This is a genomic window from Acinetobacter cumulans, assembly GCF_003024525.3.
GTDB lineage: Bacteria > Pseudomonadota > Gammaproteobacteria > Pseudomonadales > Moraxellaceae > Acinetobacter > Acinetobacter cumulans.
Window position 1 is genome coordinate 2281279 of the sequence record NZ_CP035934.2, and the last position, 15884, is coordinate 2297162.

The 15884-nt window shown below is 40.0% G+C and carries 15 protein-coding genes; 7 read left to right on the forward strand and 8 right to left on the reverse strand.

Annotated features, from left to right (window positions below):
* Nucleotides 1-15: 15 nt before the first annotated feature.
* The 4 genes from C9E88_RS10860 to C9E88_RS10875 all read right to left on the reverse strand — a co-directional run bounded on the left by C9E88_RS10860 (nt 16) and on the right by C9E88_RS10875 (nt 4528).
* Nucleotides 16-528 carry a hypothetical protein gene (locus tag C9E88_RS10860; protein ID WP_155687862.1) on the reverse strand — a complete coding sequence of 171 codons (513 nt, stop codon included), beginning with the start codon at nt 526-528 and terminating at the stop codon, nt 16-18.
* Nucleotides 529-639: 111 nt separating this feature from the next.
* On the reverse strand, nt 640-1614 hold the full coding sequence (locus C9E88_RS10865; protein ID WP_106984715.1) for a bile acid:sodium symporter family protein: 975 nt from the start codon (nt 1612-1614) through the stop codon (nt 640-642).
* Between the two features lie 175 nt (nt 1615-1789).
* Complete coding sequence (gene gloA, locus C9E88_RS10870) at nt 1790-2191, reverse strand: lactoylglutathione lyase (RefSeq protein WP_106984714.1); 402 nt, start codon at nt 2189-2191, stop codon at nt 1790-1792.
* A gap of 195 nt (nt 2192-2386) precedes the next feature.
* A complete protein-coding gene (locus C9E88_RS10875; RefSeq protein WP_106984713.1) occupies nt 2387-4528 on the reverse strand; it encodes an AmpG family muropeptide MFS transporter in 2142 nt (713 codons plus the stop codon).
* Nucleotides 4529-4708: 180 nt separating this feature from the next.
* Between C9E88_RS10875 and C9E88_RS10880 the strand changes: the two genes are divergently transcribed.
* Nucleotides 4709-7348, forward strand: a complete 2640-nt coding sequence (locus C9E88_RS10880; RefSeq protein WP_106984712.1) for a Lon protease family protein — start codon at nt 4709-4711, stop codon at nt 7346-7348.
* A 57-nt stretch (nt 7349-7405) separates the two neighbouring features.
* Here C9E88_RS10880 and grxD read toward each other — a convergent pair whose 3' ends face one another.
* Nucleotides 7406-7747 carry a Grx4 family monothiol glutaredoxin gene (gene grxD, locus C9E88_RS10885; protein ID WP_106984711.1) on the reverse strand — a complete coding sequence of 114 codons (342 nt, stop codon included), beginning with the start codon at nt 7745-7747 and terminating at the stop codon, nt 7406-7408.
* A 198-nt stretch (nt 7748-7945) separates the two neighbouring features.
* On the opposite strand from grxD, the gene C9E88_RS10890 reads away from it, so the two are divergent.
* The gene (locus C9E88_RS10890; RefSeq protein WP_106984710.1) at nt 7946-9157 is read left to right on the forward strand and encodes an aspartate aminotransferase family protein; all 1212 of its coding nucleotides are present in this window, start codon (nt 7946-7948) and stop codon (nt 9155-9157) included.
* A 75-nt stretch (nt 9158-9232) separates the two neighbouring features.
* On the opposite strand, the gene C9E88_RS10895 is transcribed toward C9E88_RS10890, so the two are convergent.
* The 3 genes from C9E88_RS10895 to surE form a co-directional block, all read right to left on the reverse strand.
* Nucleotides 9233-10162 (reverse strand): LysR family transcriptional regulator, encoded by a 930-nt coding sequence (locus tag C9E88_RS10895; protein WP_106984709.1) that lies wholly within the window; start codon nt 10160-10162, stop codon nt 9233-9235.
* A gap of 91 nt (nt 10163-10253) precedes the next feature.
* Nucleotides 10254-11078, reverse strand: coding sequence for a peptidoglycan DD-metalloendopeptidase family protein (locus C9E88_RS10900; RefSeq protein WP_106984708.1), 825 nt, complete (start codon nt 11076-11078; stop codon nt 10254-10256).
* Between the two features lie 111 nt (nt 11079-11189).
* Complete coding sequence (gene surE, locus C9E88_RS10905; protein ID WP_106984707.1) at nt 11190-11966, reverse strand: 5'/3'-nucleotidase SurE; 777 nt, start codon at nt 11964-11966, stop codon at nt 11190-11192.
* Nucleotides 11967-12078: 112 nt separating this feature from the next.
* Here surE and C9E88_RS10910 point away from each other — a divergent pair, with 112 nt between their 5' ends.
* The 5 genes from C9E88_RS10910 to C9E88_RS10930 all read left to right on the forward strand — a co-directional run bounded on the left by C9E88_RS10910 (nt 12079) and on the right by C9E88_RS10930 (nt 15780).
* Nucleotides 12079-12456, forward strand: coding sequence for an MCR_0457 family protein (locus C9E88_RS10910; RefSeq protein WP_106984706.1), 378 nt, complete (start codon nt 12079-12081; stop codon nt 12454-12456).
* A 212-nt stretch (nt 12457-12668) separates the two neighbouring features.
* Nucleotides 12669-13043 carry an MCR_0457 family protein gene (locus tag C9E88_RS10915; protein WP_106984705.1) on the forward strand — a complete coding sequence of 125 codons (375 nt, stop codon included), beginning with the start codon at nt 12669-12671 and terminating at the stop codon, nt 13041-13043.
* 116 nt (nt 13044-13159) lie between these two features.
* Nucleotides 13160-14308, forward strand: a complete 1149-nt coding sequence (gene dacC, locus C9E88_RS10920) for a D-alanyl-D-alanine carboxypeptidase PBP5/6 (RefSeq protein ID WP_106984704.1) — start codon at nt 13160-13162, stop codon at nt 14306-14308.
* 109 nt (nt 14309-14417) lie between these two features.
* On the forward strand, nt 14418-14963 hold the full coding sequence (locus C9E88_RS10925) for a gamma carbonic anhydrase family protein (RefSeq protein ID WP_106984703.1): 546 nt from the start codon (nt 14418-14420) through the stop codon (nt 14961-14963).
* Nucleotides 14947-15780, forward strand: coding sequence for a tetratricopeptide repeat protein (locus tag C9E88_RS10930; protein WP_106984702.1), 834 nt, complete (start codon nt 14947-14949; stop codon nt 15778-15780). Before C9E88_RS10925 ends, C9E88_RS10930 begins: the two co-directional genes overlap by 17 nt.
* Nucleotides 15781-15884 lie beyond the last annotated feature (104 nt).

A 15884-nucleotide genomic window follows, 5' to 3' on the forward strand; every position in this document is an offset into this window, starting at 1 on the left:
CTGTTAATAAATAGCTCATTCTGACTGAATGACTTTCTTCTGTGCTTTTGCTTGCTCTGAAATTTGTTTAAATTTCATCTCTACACTTTGCTGAAAAGTGTGCTGGTCAAAATGATTCAAGCGCTGAATTAATACAGGACAATAAGTCGCTGAATCCACTTGCTGTAGAGATCTGCTCATCATTTCCAGTGCTTCTTGAAACTGCTGCTTAACGTCTGCATCTACAGGTGAATTAAGTTCCTCTTCTTTAAATAATTCTTCATCATGATTCAAATTAAGCACAGAGATTGCACCCTCTTTGGCGGCCTTGAGCACTTTTACTTTAGCGCCCGTATAGGCTTGTTCAAGTTCAGAATTGAGCTGTGGCTGTTGATCACGGCAAAAGTCCAGCATCGGCTGCAGCGTCAACAAAGGCATCTTTACGATAAGATCTCGATTCACTCTTAGTGTTAAATCATCAGCTATACACACTGTACTGTAGCTGAGAATTAAAAACAGTCCAGCTATTCTTGTTTTCATTTTATCCATTCTGTTCTTAAATTTTAGTCATAGACAACACACTCAGTTTACATGATCCATTAAAAGACTCGATACCTTCCGAGTCTTTTAATCACTTAAACTATTAAGATTCAATGCAATTTATTCAACACCACGACTCTGCTTTGACCATAAATTGGCAATTACACCGCAGACCATTAGCTGGATTTGATGGAATATCATAATTGGCAATACGATCATTCCTAATGGCTGACCAATAAATAAAATCTGCGCCATTGGCACACCACTGGCCAAGGTTTTTTTAGAACCGCAAAAGAAAATAGTTTTTTGATCTGCACGATTAAAGCCCATCCAGCGTGGTACATACAGTGCCAATAGCATAATGAGCGTGAGTAGCACAGAACAGGCCAGAATCAGTAGGATTAAGGTCTGAGCACTCACCTGTTGCCACAAGCCTGCTACAACAGCACTACTAAATGCACCATAAACCACCATTAAAATTGAGCCTTGATCAAACACTTTTACAATCTTCGGCATTTTTTTCATATAAGGGAATACATAAGGTCTTAGTAATTGCCCCAATACAAATGGAACCAAAAGCAATAAGGTAATTTGCACTATAGATGCAGTCGGATCAAAATTATGTGTGGTTTCACCTAAAATAAAAAAACTTACTAATAGCGGGGTAATAAACATCCCTACAATATTGGAAAATGAAGCACTACATACGGCACCTGCGACATTACCCTGTGCTACAGATGTAAATGCAATCGAAGATTGCACTGTAGAAGGTAAAAAGCACATAAATAAGAAGCCCCAATACAGCTCCTGCCCTAACATTGGTACCAATAACGGTTTACACAGCAAACCAATGATTGGAAACAACGCAAAAGTAAATGCAAAAACAACACCATGCAACTTCCAATGCATTAATCCTTCTACCACAGCTTCACGCGATAGTTTGGCGCCATGTAAGAAAAATAAAACCGCAATTGCAACTGTCGTGATCGTGCCAAAAATTTCAGCAGCTTGTCCTGAAACGGGCAAAAAAGTGGCCAAAACCACCATGATAAATAACAGTACTGTAAATCGGTCCAACGCCAGCATCTTCAGCATGTCCGCATCCTTTCAATGATTTATCTATTTTATTTAGCTGAGATCAGCTGTTAAAAAGCCCAGTAAGCCTAGAATTTACCTCTGGGTAAAAACCATCTTACTGGGCTTTTCTATTGAAACTGCATTTTCATGCGTGATGTTCAATATTTTGACTGTATTTCAAGCATCTTTCTGATTAGTTATTACGCGCATTGTTGTCTTGCTGAATCAGTTCAATTTTGTAACCATCTGGGTCTTCTACAAATGCAATGACTGTCACGCCACCTTTCATTGGACCCGCTTCACGAACGACATTACCACCACGCGCTTTAATTTCTTCACAGGCTTTATACGCATCATCTACTGCAATTGCAATATGACCATAGGCATTGCCCAATTCATAGCTCGCTGTATCCCAATTATGCGTTAACTCAAGTACTGTATGGTTTTCTTCACCACCATAGCCTACAAATGCCAAGGTAAAACGCCCTTCTTCATAGTCACGTTTACGAAGTAAAGTCATACCCAGCACTTCAGTATAGAACGCTAACGAACGTTCTAAATTGCCTACTCGCAACATGGTATGCAACATACGCATCATCATTTTCCTAAATCTTAAATTATTGTTGAATACTATAGGGATTTAATCCCCAAAGTTCAATTTTAGTCGCAAAGCTTATACAGTTCATTAACTCACTCAATATGCTATTTTTTTGTAAAAAATCATGCTCATTCAATCTTAAAAAACCCGCGAAATTATCGCGGTTTTTTTTAATCAAACTATACTCAAAGTCTATTGCGTGGTTTTTTGTTCATGTTCTTTGAGCAATTTTGCAACCCAAACCACTAAAAACAAAATTGGAATACCAATTAATGCAGTCATTAAGAAAAATTTTGGATAGCCAATATTGGTCACGATCGTACCCGAATAACCGCCTAAAATTTTAGGTGTTAAGGTCATTAAAGAACTGAAAATTGCATACTGCACTGCCGTAAACGATACACTGGTTAAGCTGGATAAAAATGCAATAAATGCTGCCCCAGCCAAGCCAGAGGCTAAATTATCCACAATGATCGCAAAGTATAGCCACATTGAACTATATGACTTAATCACTTTACCTTTCAGCTCAACCCAGCCATTTTCTGCTTGCGCCAGCTGTATTGGTTGTACATCTACACTAAGCACCCCTGCCATATTGGCAACAGTATTAACTTCATAAGCATGTGTTTGTGTAGCAATAATACGCTCAGCATCCAACAGCTGTACTTCAACTTTGTGGCTAGCCGATTCAGCCAAGGCTTTTCCTGGAATCGTCGCGGTAAAAATACCTGCTTTGTCTAATTTAGCTTCAAAGGTTTGGCCATCGAGTTGCACCTGCAGTTTTTGTTGCTCATTTAGAGCATGCGCTGTTTGACCACGCACCACAATGCTATTTTGGCTTTCTTGCGCATTAACCACATTGTCTGCCGTAATCGGAAATACGAGTAATGCCTTGTTTGCTTGATCATTAAGATATGGCATCTCTACTGTTACAGCGCCACTTTTATCTTGTACATAAGTTGCACTCACGTGTATCGCCTCACCAGAGCGCAAATCAGCAACAGGAACTTTTTGCGTCCATGCACCCGTTTCATCTGCCTGCACTTGATAGCTTTTACCACCAGCCTGTACAGTAACTTCACCGAGTGGCTGACCCGATTTCACCAAACCAATAAAAATTAAATTGGTCGAACTGGCTAAAATCGCCCCTACAAACATTAATTTCATAATGTTCATACGCTGTGCCAGTAAGCCTCCTAAAAAGCCACCGACCAAGCTAAAAATAACACCATAGACTTTTACCGCTTCAGCAATTTGCTCTTTACTGAAATTTAAGTCTTGGTAAAAGACATTGGAAATAACACCGGCAATAATGTCTGAAATACGGTAGAAACCAATCAAAAGTAATAATACCAAAGCCAGTTTCACACCATAGCGTTTAAAAAAGTCCGCAACAGGATTGACCCAAGTTTCATAAGCCATTTGCTTGTTTACTGCACCAGCTTTGACTAAACCTCCACCCACCAATAAAGCCATTGCCCCAGAACCAATAAAACGTATAGATTCCAAGCCAAAGAGTAACAATGAATCCTGTATCTCAAACTGTGTTTTCAGTGCTTCAACTGCATTCCCTGAAAAAATATAGCTAAGTACAAAACTGACCACAGCCACAAAAAATACAGCAACCAAACGGTAGTAATCAAAGCGCTGATAATTTTTATGGATACGTTCTACTTGTGGCTCACGAATCACTAAGGTCGTAATAATCCCCACAAGCATGACAGCGGCCATAGCAAAATAGGTCGTGCGCCAAGCCTCATATATATAATTACCTTTAGCCGTGCCCAAATAAGCTGCTAAAAATAACGCACCAGCACCAGCAACAATCATACCAATGCGATAACCCGCATTATAGGTAGAAGCTAATACGGTCTGCATTTCAGTTTCTGCCAATTCAATACGGTACGCATCAATCACAATGTCTTGTGTGGCTGCCGAAAAGCCCAAAAGTACTGCGCCTGCTGCCATTTGGTAAATATAACTCTGTCCAAGTGCAGGATCCGACAACGCCATAATGGCAATAGCACAGATAATCAGACACTGAGCAATCAGCAACCAAGCACGGCGACGCCCCATTAATTTGGTCAATACAGGCACTGGGAGCTCATCAATTAAAGGTGCCCAGACAAATTTAAAGGAATAACCTAAAGCGGCCCAACTAAAAAATGTTACGGCGCTCTTATCAATGCCCGCCTCACCTAACCACAGTGACAAGCTAGAAAATATCAGCAGAATTGGAATACCTGCCGAAAAGCCTAAAAACAGCATGATCAGCGCACGTTTATCTAGAAATGCGGTAAATGCCGCTTTCCATCCTGAAGCTTGTGTTGTCATTACATTATTTTTGTCTGAAAATGAATGATGCTATTCAAGCGCTTAATCCGCTTGGTTTCAACCAAATTTATAAAATCTGTACGTAATTTTGTCGAGAAAATCAGCCATGTTGCTTGATCTTTTCAGGCATTTCTGTATACCTTTAAATTCTGCCGTTATTAATATGTTTTGGATTCAACAGTGACCAAAAAACTCGAAACTCTTCAATCTTCTCTTTCCACACCCACTGCTAACCAAAACGAAGTGCCAGAAGCTAAAAAAATAATCAGTGTTTTTGATCAACCAGAGATTCAAACTACCTTGAGCAAAACTCAGCTTCAATTTGAACAACTGACTTATTTAACTGACCTGAAAAAAATTCCAACATCGACCAAACGCTTAAAACCCTTAAATAATTTTTTAGGTCAAGATCGTGCCCGTGCTTCAGTAGAAGCAGGAATTGCATTGCCTTATTCTGGCTATAATATTTTTGCTGTAGGTACGGCTGGTCTAGGCAAACGCACCATGATTAAGCGCTTGCTCCAACAGCACGCTAAAACGATGCCTACGCCAAATGACTGGGTCTATGTCAATAACTTTCAGGTACAACGCCAACCTTTGGCATTAAAACTACCTGCAGGTCAAGCACCTAAGTTTCAAACACAATTACATCAAACGTGGCAGACCATTTTAAAGCAACTTGAACGTCGCTTTACCGCTGAAACTTATCACAACAATATCGAACTGATTCGTCAACGGACAGGTGATGAACAGAATTTAGCCTTATTTGAGCTAACCAAAGAAGGTGAAGATCTCGACCTTAAACTCATCACTCAAAATGATGAACATCACTTTGTCCCAATGCATTTTAAAGACAATAAAATGCAAGAAATGTCTAAAGAAGAAATTCATGCACTCAGTAGCCAACAACGTGCGGAAATCTCTGCCAATATTCGCTACATGGACAAAAAGCTGGATCGCCTTGGCCTACATTTAGGCGATCTAGAAGATGATGCTCGCGATAAAGTTCAGCATTTAAATCGTGATATTGCCAAGCAAGTGGTCATGCCTCGTATTGAATCAATGCTCAATAAATTTAAAGAAGTTGAAGGCCTTGCCCAATATCTAAAAATGTATGCAGAAGACATTATCGAAAATGTAGAAATCGTTTTAGAACAAGAAGAAGACGATTTTCGACCAGGAATTTTTAACCGTGTGCCAGCGCGCTACCAAGCCAATATTGTGGTAACTCACAAAGCCAATGCAGGTGCTCCTGTCATTTTTGAAGATTTCCCAACCCATTACAATTTATTGGGTCATGTCGAGCAACTGACTCAAAATGGCACCATCACAACAGACTTTACCTTAATTCGACCAGGTGCTTTACATAAAGCCAATGGTGGTTTTTTAATGCTTGAAGCTGAGCAATTACTTGAACAGCCTTATGCATGGCAAGGATTAAAACGCGCGCTTAAATCGGGTCAACTCAAGCTGTCTTCTCTGGAGCACATGCTCACCCTCACAGGTAGCATTTCGATTGAGCCCGCTGCCATTCCGCTCAACATTAAAGTCATTTTACTGGCTGAGCCTGAAATTTATTATGAAATTTTAGAGCTTGAACCAGAGCTTGGTAGCGTATTTAAAATTCGTGCGGACTTTACCGACACGCTACAGCGTAATGATGACAATGAACATGCTTATATGCAGTTAATTGCAGACTATGTACAGTCGGACAAACTACTTCCATTTGATCGTTCCGCACTATCTGCACTCTTAACAGATTCAAGTCGCCAAGCCGAAGACCAAAGTTCACTGTCTTTACATGCACTGACTTTGGGTGACTTAATTCGCGAAGCACACCACCATGCAGTACAAGCCAATGACAGCATGGTCACAGAACAGCACATTAATACGGCGCTCGACCATCGTAAATATCGACTTGGCTATTTACGCGAGTTGTATTGGCAAGACTTAACCCGTGGTACGCAATTGATTGAAACGCGTGGCCACCGTTTAGGACAAATTAATGCTCTTTCGGTCATTCAATATGCCGATGTCGAATTTGGTCTACCCTCACGCTTAACCGCTTCAGTTTATCAAGGTGGTGGCGATATCCTAGATATTGAACGCAGTGTTGAACTGGGTGGCTCATTGCATGCCAAAGGTGTTTTGCTCATGTCGAGCTTCCTCAAAGCTCACTTTGGTCGCGAACAAACACTCCACTTCTCAGCTGCCTTAGCTTTTGAGCAAAGCTATGGTCAAGTTGATGGAGACAGCGCTACCGTAGCGGAACTCTCTGCCTTAATTTCTGCGATTAGCCAGCTCCCAATTGATCAATCTTGGGCAATTACAGGCTCTATGAACCAATTGGGTCAAGTACAACCCATTGGTGGTGTAAATGCAAAAATTGAAGGTTTCTATGATGCATGTAAATTACAAGGTTTAACAGGACAGCAAGGCGTCATTATTCCACGTCAAAATATGCAACACTTAATGCTCCGTAAAGATGTGATCGAAGCTGTACAACAAGGTCAATTCCATATTCATGCCATCGACAATATTGCACAAGCCTTAGAAATCCTCATGGCGCGTCCTGTCGGTACGCTCGATAAAAAAGGCCGTTATAGCAAAAATTCGATTTTTGCTGCTGTTATGGAACAACTTGAATACTGGCAAGCAATAGAAGATGGCGCAGCTTTTGAGGAAGAAGAAGACAGCAAAAAAAAGAAAAAAAAGAAGAAAGACAAAAAAAAGAAAAAGGCTGAACTCAAAGCGCAACAACAAGCAGATGCTGAAGTGACTTCTTCGACGGATGCAAATGCATCTACTGAAGAAAAATAATCATCTGATAGACACAAAAAAAGCGCCGTTTATCGGCGCTTTTTTACTTACTCTGAATTAAGCTTCAGGAGCTGGGCTGAATTCTTCAACTAAAGTTTTTAATTCGCCTTTTTGGAACATGTCCAACATAATGTCGCTACCACCGATCAACTCACCGTTGATCCATAATTGCGGGAAAGTTGGCCAGTTTGCAATGATTGGCAAAGTTGCACGAATATCTGGGTTTTCCAAGATATTTACATAAGCAAATGGACGGCCAATTTGACTGAGCGCTTCAACAGCACGTGCAGAAAAACCACACTGTGGGAATTGTGGTGTGCCTTTCATGTAAAGTAAAACAGCATGTTTAGCAATTTGGTCGCGAATTAACGCTTCTGTATCACGAGCTTGTTCAGTCATTGATATATCCTCAATAAATCTGCATCGCATTATACCCAAAACTCAACAAAACAGTATGACTAAAGCAATATTTCCAATTTTATTTACAATCGGGCTTTAAATCATGGGTATATTTTGCTTATATAGAACACCTTGATACTTTCATTTATAAAGTAGCAAAAGTAAATTTTCAATCCTCCGAACAGATAAGAGTTAGTCATGAACAACATTACCCTTGCGCCTGTGCAAACTGATCAACCCTCTCACTTGATGCCTGTATTTGGCCGTCAAAAGATCAGCTTTGTCCGAGGCCGAGGTTCTTATCTTTATACTGAAGATAGTACAGAATACTTCGACGCACTCACAGGTATTGCCGTGTGTGGTTTAGGTCATTCACACCCAGCAGTAACAGAAGCTATTGCAGAGCAAGCTGCAACTCTAATTCATACCAGCAATATTTTTGAAGTGCCTTGGCAAACAGCAGCAGCGCAAAAGCTTGCTGAAGTTGCAGGCATGGAAGAAGTTTTCTTCTCAAATAGTGGTGCAGAATCAAACGAAGGTGCAATTAAAATTGCACGTAAATTTGCACACTTACAAGGGATTAGCACACCAAAAATTATTGTTGCAGATCATTCTTTCCATGGTCGTACACTTGCAACACTGTCTGCAACAGGCAACAAAAAAGTACAAGATGGTTTTGCACCACTGGTAGAAGGCTTTATTCGTGTACCTTTTGGTGATATTGAAGCGATTGAAGAAGCAGCCATTAATCACCCAGATATCGTGGCAATTTTAGTTGAACCAATTCAAGGTGAAGGTGGTGTAAATACTGCACCTCAAGGTTTTAGCTATTTAGAAGACATCCGTCGCATTTGTAACCAACACAACTGGTTGATGATGTTAGACGAAGTACAAACTGGTAATGGCCGTACAGGCAAATACTTTGCTTACCAACACACCAATATTGTGCCTGACGTATTGACCACTGCCAAAGGTTTAGGCAATGGCTTCCCTATTGGTGCAGTAATGACTCAAGGTCGTGGTGTAGGCGTATTAACTGCAGGTAACCACGGTTCAACTTACAGTGGTACACTTTTGGGCTCACGTGTGGTTTACACTGTTATTGAAACCATTCAAAAAGAAAACTTGGTTGCTAATGCTGCTGAAAAAGGTGCTTACATCGTTCAACAATTGACTGAAAAGCTTCAAGATCAGCAAGTCACAGTACGCGGCTTTGGCTTAATGATTGGTATTGAATTACCTAAAGCTTGCGCTGATTTAGTGGATATCGCCCGTGATGAATACCATTTGATTTTAAATGTCACTGCAGGCTCTGTAATTCGTTTGCTCCCTGCATTAAACATCACACAAGAACAAGCTGATCTTTTAGTTGATCGTATTGTTCGTATGGTAAAAGCATATTTAGCTTAAACTTAATGCAATATAAAAAGCCGCTTATTGCGGCTTTTTTATACTTAAAAAGTCTAAGATAATAGTTTAAAAGTCTCATGAAACTTCTTTATAGACTCGACCACCTGAAAGTAGAGAGAAATATTGCTTCAAAATTTCAAGGCTTCGTTGCACTTTAGTGGATTGTTGTTCAGATTTTGGCATGACCGCATATAGAGTGAATGTTGGTAATTTCCACTCTGGTAAAACTTCAACTAAATTGCCATTCATTAAATCTTTTTGCACATCTAAATACAACATACGTGCTATTCCATGGCCCTGCATGCACATATTTTTTGCAATAAGCGTGTTATTGGTTGAATAACGCGATGCAATATCTAATACGATAGTTTCGGCACTCACTGCATGCTGAAATGCAAAACTATGATTGTGTTTTGCCAGATTCGTCATAATCACATCATGTCGAGTTAAATCTTCAGGGCGTGAAATAAATGAATGCTGATGAATATAACTTGGTGAGGCCACCAAAATTTGATCTACACGCGCAAGCGCTACAGATTGTACATTTGGATCTTCTATTCTATGGCCTATTCGTAGCGCAATATCAATGCGACTTTCTTTTAGATCGGCAAATTGATAATCGGCATCAATATGAATATTTAAACCATTATGCGTAGACATCCATTGTGACAATGCTGGAATAATATGATTGGCACACATTTCAGGTGTCGAAACAATGCGTAAATCACCAACCAAATCATCGCGTAATTCATTAATTCTAATTTTGCCACGCTCAGCTGCCGACAACATGTCTTGGCAACTATGAAAAAAAGCCTGTCCAGCTTCTGTGAGGCTTAATTTTCGTGTAGAACGATGCAACAATACAACTTCCATATCCTGTTCTAAAGAACGGATTTGTTGACTGACAGCACTGGTGGTAATACCCAGTTCTCGTGCCGCGCCGCTAAATGAGTTTTTTTCTACTACACAAGCAAAAACACCCATACCCCGAAGTTGATCTAACATGAAGTTCCCTCATAAAACTTTGAGCTGTTTTTGCAATATTAAAAACAACTCATTGTATTATACGAAGAAATTTATGATTTGCATTATCTATTTAATTATTTGGTAAAATTGAAATTGGATTGATAGGTTTCCCGTCTAAACGAACCTGAAACTCCAACATTGTTCGAGATGTACCAGAAGAACCCATCTCCGCAATTTTTTGACCAGCTGTTACATTTTGTCCACTTTTCACTAAAATTTTACTGTTGTGGGCGTATGCAGTGATATAACCACTTACATGCTTGATCAAGACCAAATTACCATATTCTTTTAAACCATCAGCAGCATAAACCACTTGGCCATCAGCAGCAGCCACAATTGGATCACCAACATTCCCTGAATAACGTGTGCCTTTGACATTATTGGCTAAATTAAAGCTTTCAAGTACAGGGCCTGTTGCAGGACGTACCCAACGCAATGAACTTGACGTGACTGGTGTACTTGGAGCAGTCACGGGTGCTACAGGTGTACGCACAGTCTGTGATGGTGTCGTTGGTGTATTTTGTGGCAATGCAATCGATTGACGCTGAATTGGTGCAGCCTGCGTTACTGCTTGCGTAGAAGCCGCACGACGAGATGACGAATTTTTTAGGCGTAGTGATTGGCCCACATAAATACGATACGGCGCTGCAATATCATTCATCTCTGCAACACTGATATAACTCAAACCATAACGGGCAGCAATTCCACTTAAAGTGTCACCTGAACGCACTGTATAAAAATCTGGAGCAGCAACATAACGAGCTGAATTATTCACCTGAGGTTTTGACGCACAACCACTCAATACCAAGGCAGAAGCAGTGGCCGCAGCAAGTACAAAAGTTTTGAATATAGTAGCTGGGGCTGTAGAGGCAACTTTTGAAAACACCAGGGACATTATTTTCCTCTCTAACAAAAATGAAGCGAATGGTGTGAATGCGCTAAGATTAGCAAAAAACAACTGCAAATAAGCTTCACAGTTGTGTTTTTCACAAAGTTATAACACTTGTTACTGTTTTTGGCTAAATTGTGTGTGTAAGTCCATCAAAATATCGTAATTTGTCGCATCCATTTGAATTGGCGTAATACTGACAAAGCCATTGGCAACGGCAAAGAAGTCCGATTCAATACCAAATACCCCTTTTTTAGGCTCTGCAACAGCTTCGCCTGATAAACCGATCCAAAATACTTGACGGCCACGTGGGTCGACTTGTGTGGTAATTGGCTTAGATTGGCGACGACGACCTTGATAAGTGACTTGTGCACCTTTTAATTCAGCCACATCTGGAATATTAATATTAAAGATGTGTCGTGATGGCAATGCTGGTAAACCGCCTGCAATAAAGTCATGTACCCACTGCGCTGCTTGTGCGAAATCTTGTGGATCGTTATAACCGCGTACATTTGGCCCTGCCAATGACACGGCAATTGCAGGTTGTGCCATTAAGCGTCCTTCAAATGCCGCCCCTACTGTACCTGAATACAGCACATCGTCCCCTAAATTTGCCCCGCAGTTAATACCACTGACCACCAAGTCAAATTCAAAATCGAATAGTCCATTCATAGACAAATACACACAATCTGCAGGTGTACCATTTACAGCCCACATATCTGGTGCAATTTGAATTGGACGTAATGGGCGATCTAAAGTTAAGGCACTAGAAAAACCACTACGTTCTGCTTCGGGAGCAACAATCACCACACGACCTAAAGGTCTTAAGGCATGAGCTAAAGCTTGGATCCCTGGTGCAAATACACCATCATCATTGGCGATTAAAATATTCACTGAAAAAACCTGTTACTGTTTAAAAATGACCGTTCAGAACATTTAATTGATATATATAGAGAATTATATATATTAAAATTCCGACATCCATCAAAAATGTGTGAATTAAAAAATGATTACAACTTTATCATTTCGTCGCTTACTGGGGTTAAGCTTGGCTGCTGTATTGTCTCAAGCAGTTATTGCTGATGAAGGACTAACGCCTGCTGAAGCCAACACAATTATTAAGGAAGATATCGCATCAACTCAAGTAATGGTGGAAGTTTGCCCTGCAATTATTGGTAAAAATGCCAAATTTGACAGCAACATTCAAAGCTTAATCAAAAGCTATTTAGCAGACTACTCAGAAAAGTCGATGACTTATGAAAAGCTACAAGCAGATGCTGAATATAAATCTTTCTTAGCAGAGTCTCGTACTGCAGCGAAAGAATCTTCTAAAGAAGAGCAAAAATCTGTATGTGATGACGTTTTAAATTACGAAGAAGAATAATGCGTTAAATATTCTCATTCCAATCACCTCATCAGATCAGTAGGTTTGAAGATATAAACCGTCTAAAACTTAGGCGGTTTTTATTATACAGTCATTCATTATTCCTTCATGCTTTCAACACCTTCAATACAAAAGCTAGCTGATATTTACCTAAATTCGTTTTAAGCTACAATTCATTCTAGTTATACAACTTTTAAAATTAGGTTTTTTAAATGAAATATCCTCTGCTAAAAACTTTGACTGCTCTTACACTCTCTGCATTTACCCTTCATGTTTATGCTGAAAATGTCGATGTCACACCAAGCGACACTCAAGTAACTCAGCAAGAATTAGCAGCAATGTATGTCCTATCTGATATTTGCCCTTCACTGATTGAAGCAAAAGCACAAGGCAAATTTGAACAAGGTTATGCCAAACTTTTAAAAGAGAATATGCCACAGGTCAAAAATCCAGTTCAAAGCTTAAAAGCCCTATCACAAGAGCCAAAATTTGCACCAATTTTGCAAGAAGCCCAAGCAGATGCAAAAAAAGCAGGTGATGCGAAAAACTTAGAAATTTGCCAAGAATTGACGACATACGCAAATTAAGCTCACTTCGTTACAATACTTTTAAAATAAGCCTTTCTCACCCGTAGAAGTCAGCCTAGCTTTGTCCTAAAATGCTAGGCTCTTGCGCTTATAACAAGTTATTGGAACCACTTAGAATGACCCGAAAAACCGCCCTTGCCGCATTAGTTCTTGCACCTTCTTTTTCATTTGCGGCAACCGTCCTATCTGCACCCCCAGAATTGAATAATAAATCTTATGTGCTGATGGACTATGAGACTGGGCAAATCCTTGCTGCAAAAAATGAAAACGAAAAATTAGCACCTGCTTCAATGACAAAAATGATGACCAGTTACATCATTGAACAAAAGTTATTGAGTGGCGAGCTAACTGAAAATGAAAAAGTGCGCATGAATGAATCTGCATGGTGCCGTGGTACTAGCGCAGAATCTTGTATGTATGTGCCATTAAATGGAACAGCAACAGCACTTGAAATGCTTCGCGGTATTATTATCCAATCGGGTAATGATGCATCTAAAGCAATGGCTGAACACATTGCCGGCAATGAAGGCACTTTCGTTCACATGATGAACCAAGAGTCTAAACGTATTGGCATGAGCAATACGCACTTCATTAATGCCACAGGTATGCCAGCAGAAGGTCACTATTCAACTGCAAAAGACATGGCTACGCTTGCACAACACATTATTCATGACAGCTCTAAGTACTATCCAATCTATTCTGAAAAAGAATTTACTTTCAACGGTATTAAGCAAGGTAACCGTAATGCCTTACTTTATACTGACCCAAGTGTGGATGGTTTAAAAACAGGTCATACAGATGAAGCAGGTTACTGCCTAACAACGTCTGCAAAACGTGGTCCTTTACGTTTAATTTCAGTGATTTTTGGTGCACCAAGCATGAACGAACGTGCGTCACAAACACGTGAAATTTTAGCTTGGGGTTATGCAAACTTTGAAACGGTTAAAGTTCAGCCTGCAAAACAAGTCTTAGCAAAAGCGAAGGTTTGGTATGGTAAAGACAGCGAAGTACAAATTGGCTTACCAGAAAACTTTAATGTAACGATGCCTAAAGGCGAAGCAAACGCGATCAAAACGCAATTGGTGGTACAACCTAAATTGACTGCACCTTTAAAACAAGGTCAAGTTGTAGGTAAATACGTTGCGACTTTAAATGGTAAAGTAATTGCTGAAAAACCATTGGTGGCATTAAATGCCGTAGAAGAAGCAGGCTTCTTTGCAAAAATGATTGATCACATCAAACAATTCTTTGCTAACTTATTCTAAAATTTTCGAAAGCTGATTTTTTCAGCTTAGACCAAAGCATCCACACCTCGGTTTGGGTGCTTTTTTATTTTATACTCTAAGGAATATTTATTATTTGCGACGGACCGTGATGAACAAAAATATCCGCCCCTATTTACACCATCATCCCAAAATTGAAGCCACTTGCTATATTGATGAAATGTCAGTGGTGATTGGTGAAGTTCAACTGGCGGAAAATGTCTCAGTTTGGCCTTTTGCCGTGATCCGTGGCGATGTCAATCACATTCATATTGGCAAAAATTCCAATGTGCAAGATCATGCCATGCTCCATGTTAGCCATAAAAAAGCCGATAAGCCTGAAGGCTCTCCACTTATTATTGGTGAAGATGTCACGATTGGTCATCATGTTAAATTACATGGCTGTACCATTGGCAACCGGGTATTGGTTGGCATCAGTAGTATTATTTTAGATGATGCCATTATTGAAGATGATGTGATGATTGGTGCAGGCTCGCTAGTTCCACCGCGTAAACGCTTAGAAAGTGGCTATTTATATGTAGGAAGTCCTGTACAAAAAGTCCGTCCTCTCACGGATAAAGAAAAAGAGTTTTTACCCTATTCAGCACGGCATTATGTAAAGGTTGCGAATAATTATATGAATGAAACAGGCTGTTAAACCTATTTTCCAACCATTAGAAATTTACAGCATGAAAAGCTCTACAAAAATTATCCCTGCTTTATGCATGGGCATAATCCTATTTTCCGCACCTAATCTTTTCGCAGCGAATGCTAAAGAGATTAGAGCATTAGCATTACAAGATTTTGATTTGGGCGTAACTTATTTACTTGGTCAAAAGGTATCTCAAGACTATGCCCGCGCTATTGAACTATTTCTACAGTCCGCGAATTTAGGACTCGCTGAAGCGCAGTACAATTTAGGCGTTATATACGTAAATGGCCTAGGAGTGACTCCGGACTATACTCTCGCAGTGGAATGGTATAAAAAATCTGCCTATCAGGGCTACAAAAAAGCGCAATTTGCCTTAGGCACGATGTATGCTACCGGTTTAGGCGTTCCGCAAGATTATAAACGCGCCGAAAAATTATATAGAAAAGCCGCAACTCGGCTAGATTTAGCACAATATGCCTTAGGTCAAATGTACCATTTCGGGGAAGGCGTTCAACCTCACTACGGCATAGCGAAAAGCTGGTATGGCAGAGCGGCCAAGCAAGGATTCGCGCCAGCGCAAACCCAATTCGGCCTGCTATATGCTGAAGCTAAAGGTGTCCATCAAGATTATAATCTCGCTAATCAATGGTGGTTAAAAGCAGCCACTCAAGGTAATGCTGAAGCTCAAAATAACTTAGGCTATTCATATGCCAATGGCTTGGGGGTTACTCAGGATCTCCCTGCTGCCAGACAATTGTATATGCAAGCCATTGCGCAAGGAGAAAAAACAGCGCTTATTAATCTTAAAAACTTACCGCCGTAATGATTTAACTATCTAACTTAAAGTGTAGATAATGCAAGCAAAAACTGCCTTGCTATTTAATTGCGCTATTCAATGAAGTCATAATAAAGGTTTGCTGAACTCAA

Coding starts and splice junctions, on each gene's coding strand:
- C9E88_RS10925 (WP_106984703.1), top strand. CDS start 14,418: ATGAACAAAAATATCCGCCCCTATTTACACCATCATCCCAAAATTGAA.
- C9E88_RS10860 (WP_155687862.1), bottom strand. CDS start 528: ATGGATAAAATGAAAACAAGAATAGCTGGACTGTTTTTAATTCTCAGC.
- C9E88_RS10915 (WP_106984705.1), top strand. CDS start 12,669: ATGAAATATCCTCTGCTAAAAACTTTGACTGCTCTTACACTCTCTGCA.
- C9E88_RS10875 (WP_106984713.1), bottom strand. CDS start 4,528: ATGACAACACAAGCTTCAGGATGGAAAGCGGCATTTACCGCATTTCTA.
- C9E88_RS10930 (WP_106984702.1), top strand. CDS start 14,947: ATGAAACAGGCTGTTAAACCTATTTTCCAACCATTAGAAATTTACAGC.
- dacC (WP_106984704.1), top strand. CDS start 13,160: ATGACCCGAAAAACCGCCCTTGCCGCATTAGTTCTTGCACCTTCTTTT.
- grxD (WP_106984711.1), bottom strand. CDS start 7,747: ATGACTGAACAAGCTCGTGATACAGAAGCGTTAATTCGCGACCAAATT.
- C9E88_RS10865 (WP_106984715.1), bottom strand. CDS start 1,614: ATGCTGAAGATGCTGGCGTTGGACCGATTTACAGTACTGTTATTTATC.
- C9E88_RS10910 (WP_106984706.1), top strand. CDS start 12,079: ATGATTACAACTTTATCATTTCGTCGCTTACTGGGGTTAAGCTTGGCT.
- gloA (WP_106984714.1), bottom strand. CDS start 2,191: ATGCGTATGTTGCATACCATGTTGCGAGTAGGCAATTTAGAACGTTCG.
- C9E88_RS10890 (WP_106984710.1), top strand. CDS start 7,946: ATGAACAACATTACCCTTGCGCCTGTGCAAACTGATCAACCCTCTCAC.
- C9E88_RS10895 (WP_106984709.1), bottom strand. CDS start 10,162: ATGTTAGATCAACTTCGGGGTATGGGTGTTTTTGCTTGTGTAGTAGAA.
- C9E88_RS10900 (WP_106984708.1), bottom strand. CDS start 11,078: ATGTCCCTGGTGTTTTCAAAAGTTGCCTCTACAGCCCCAGCTACTATA.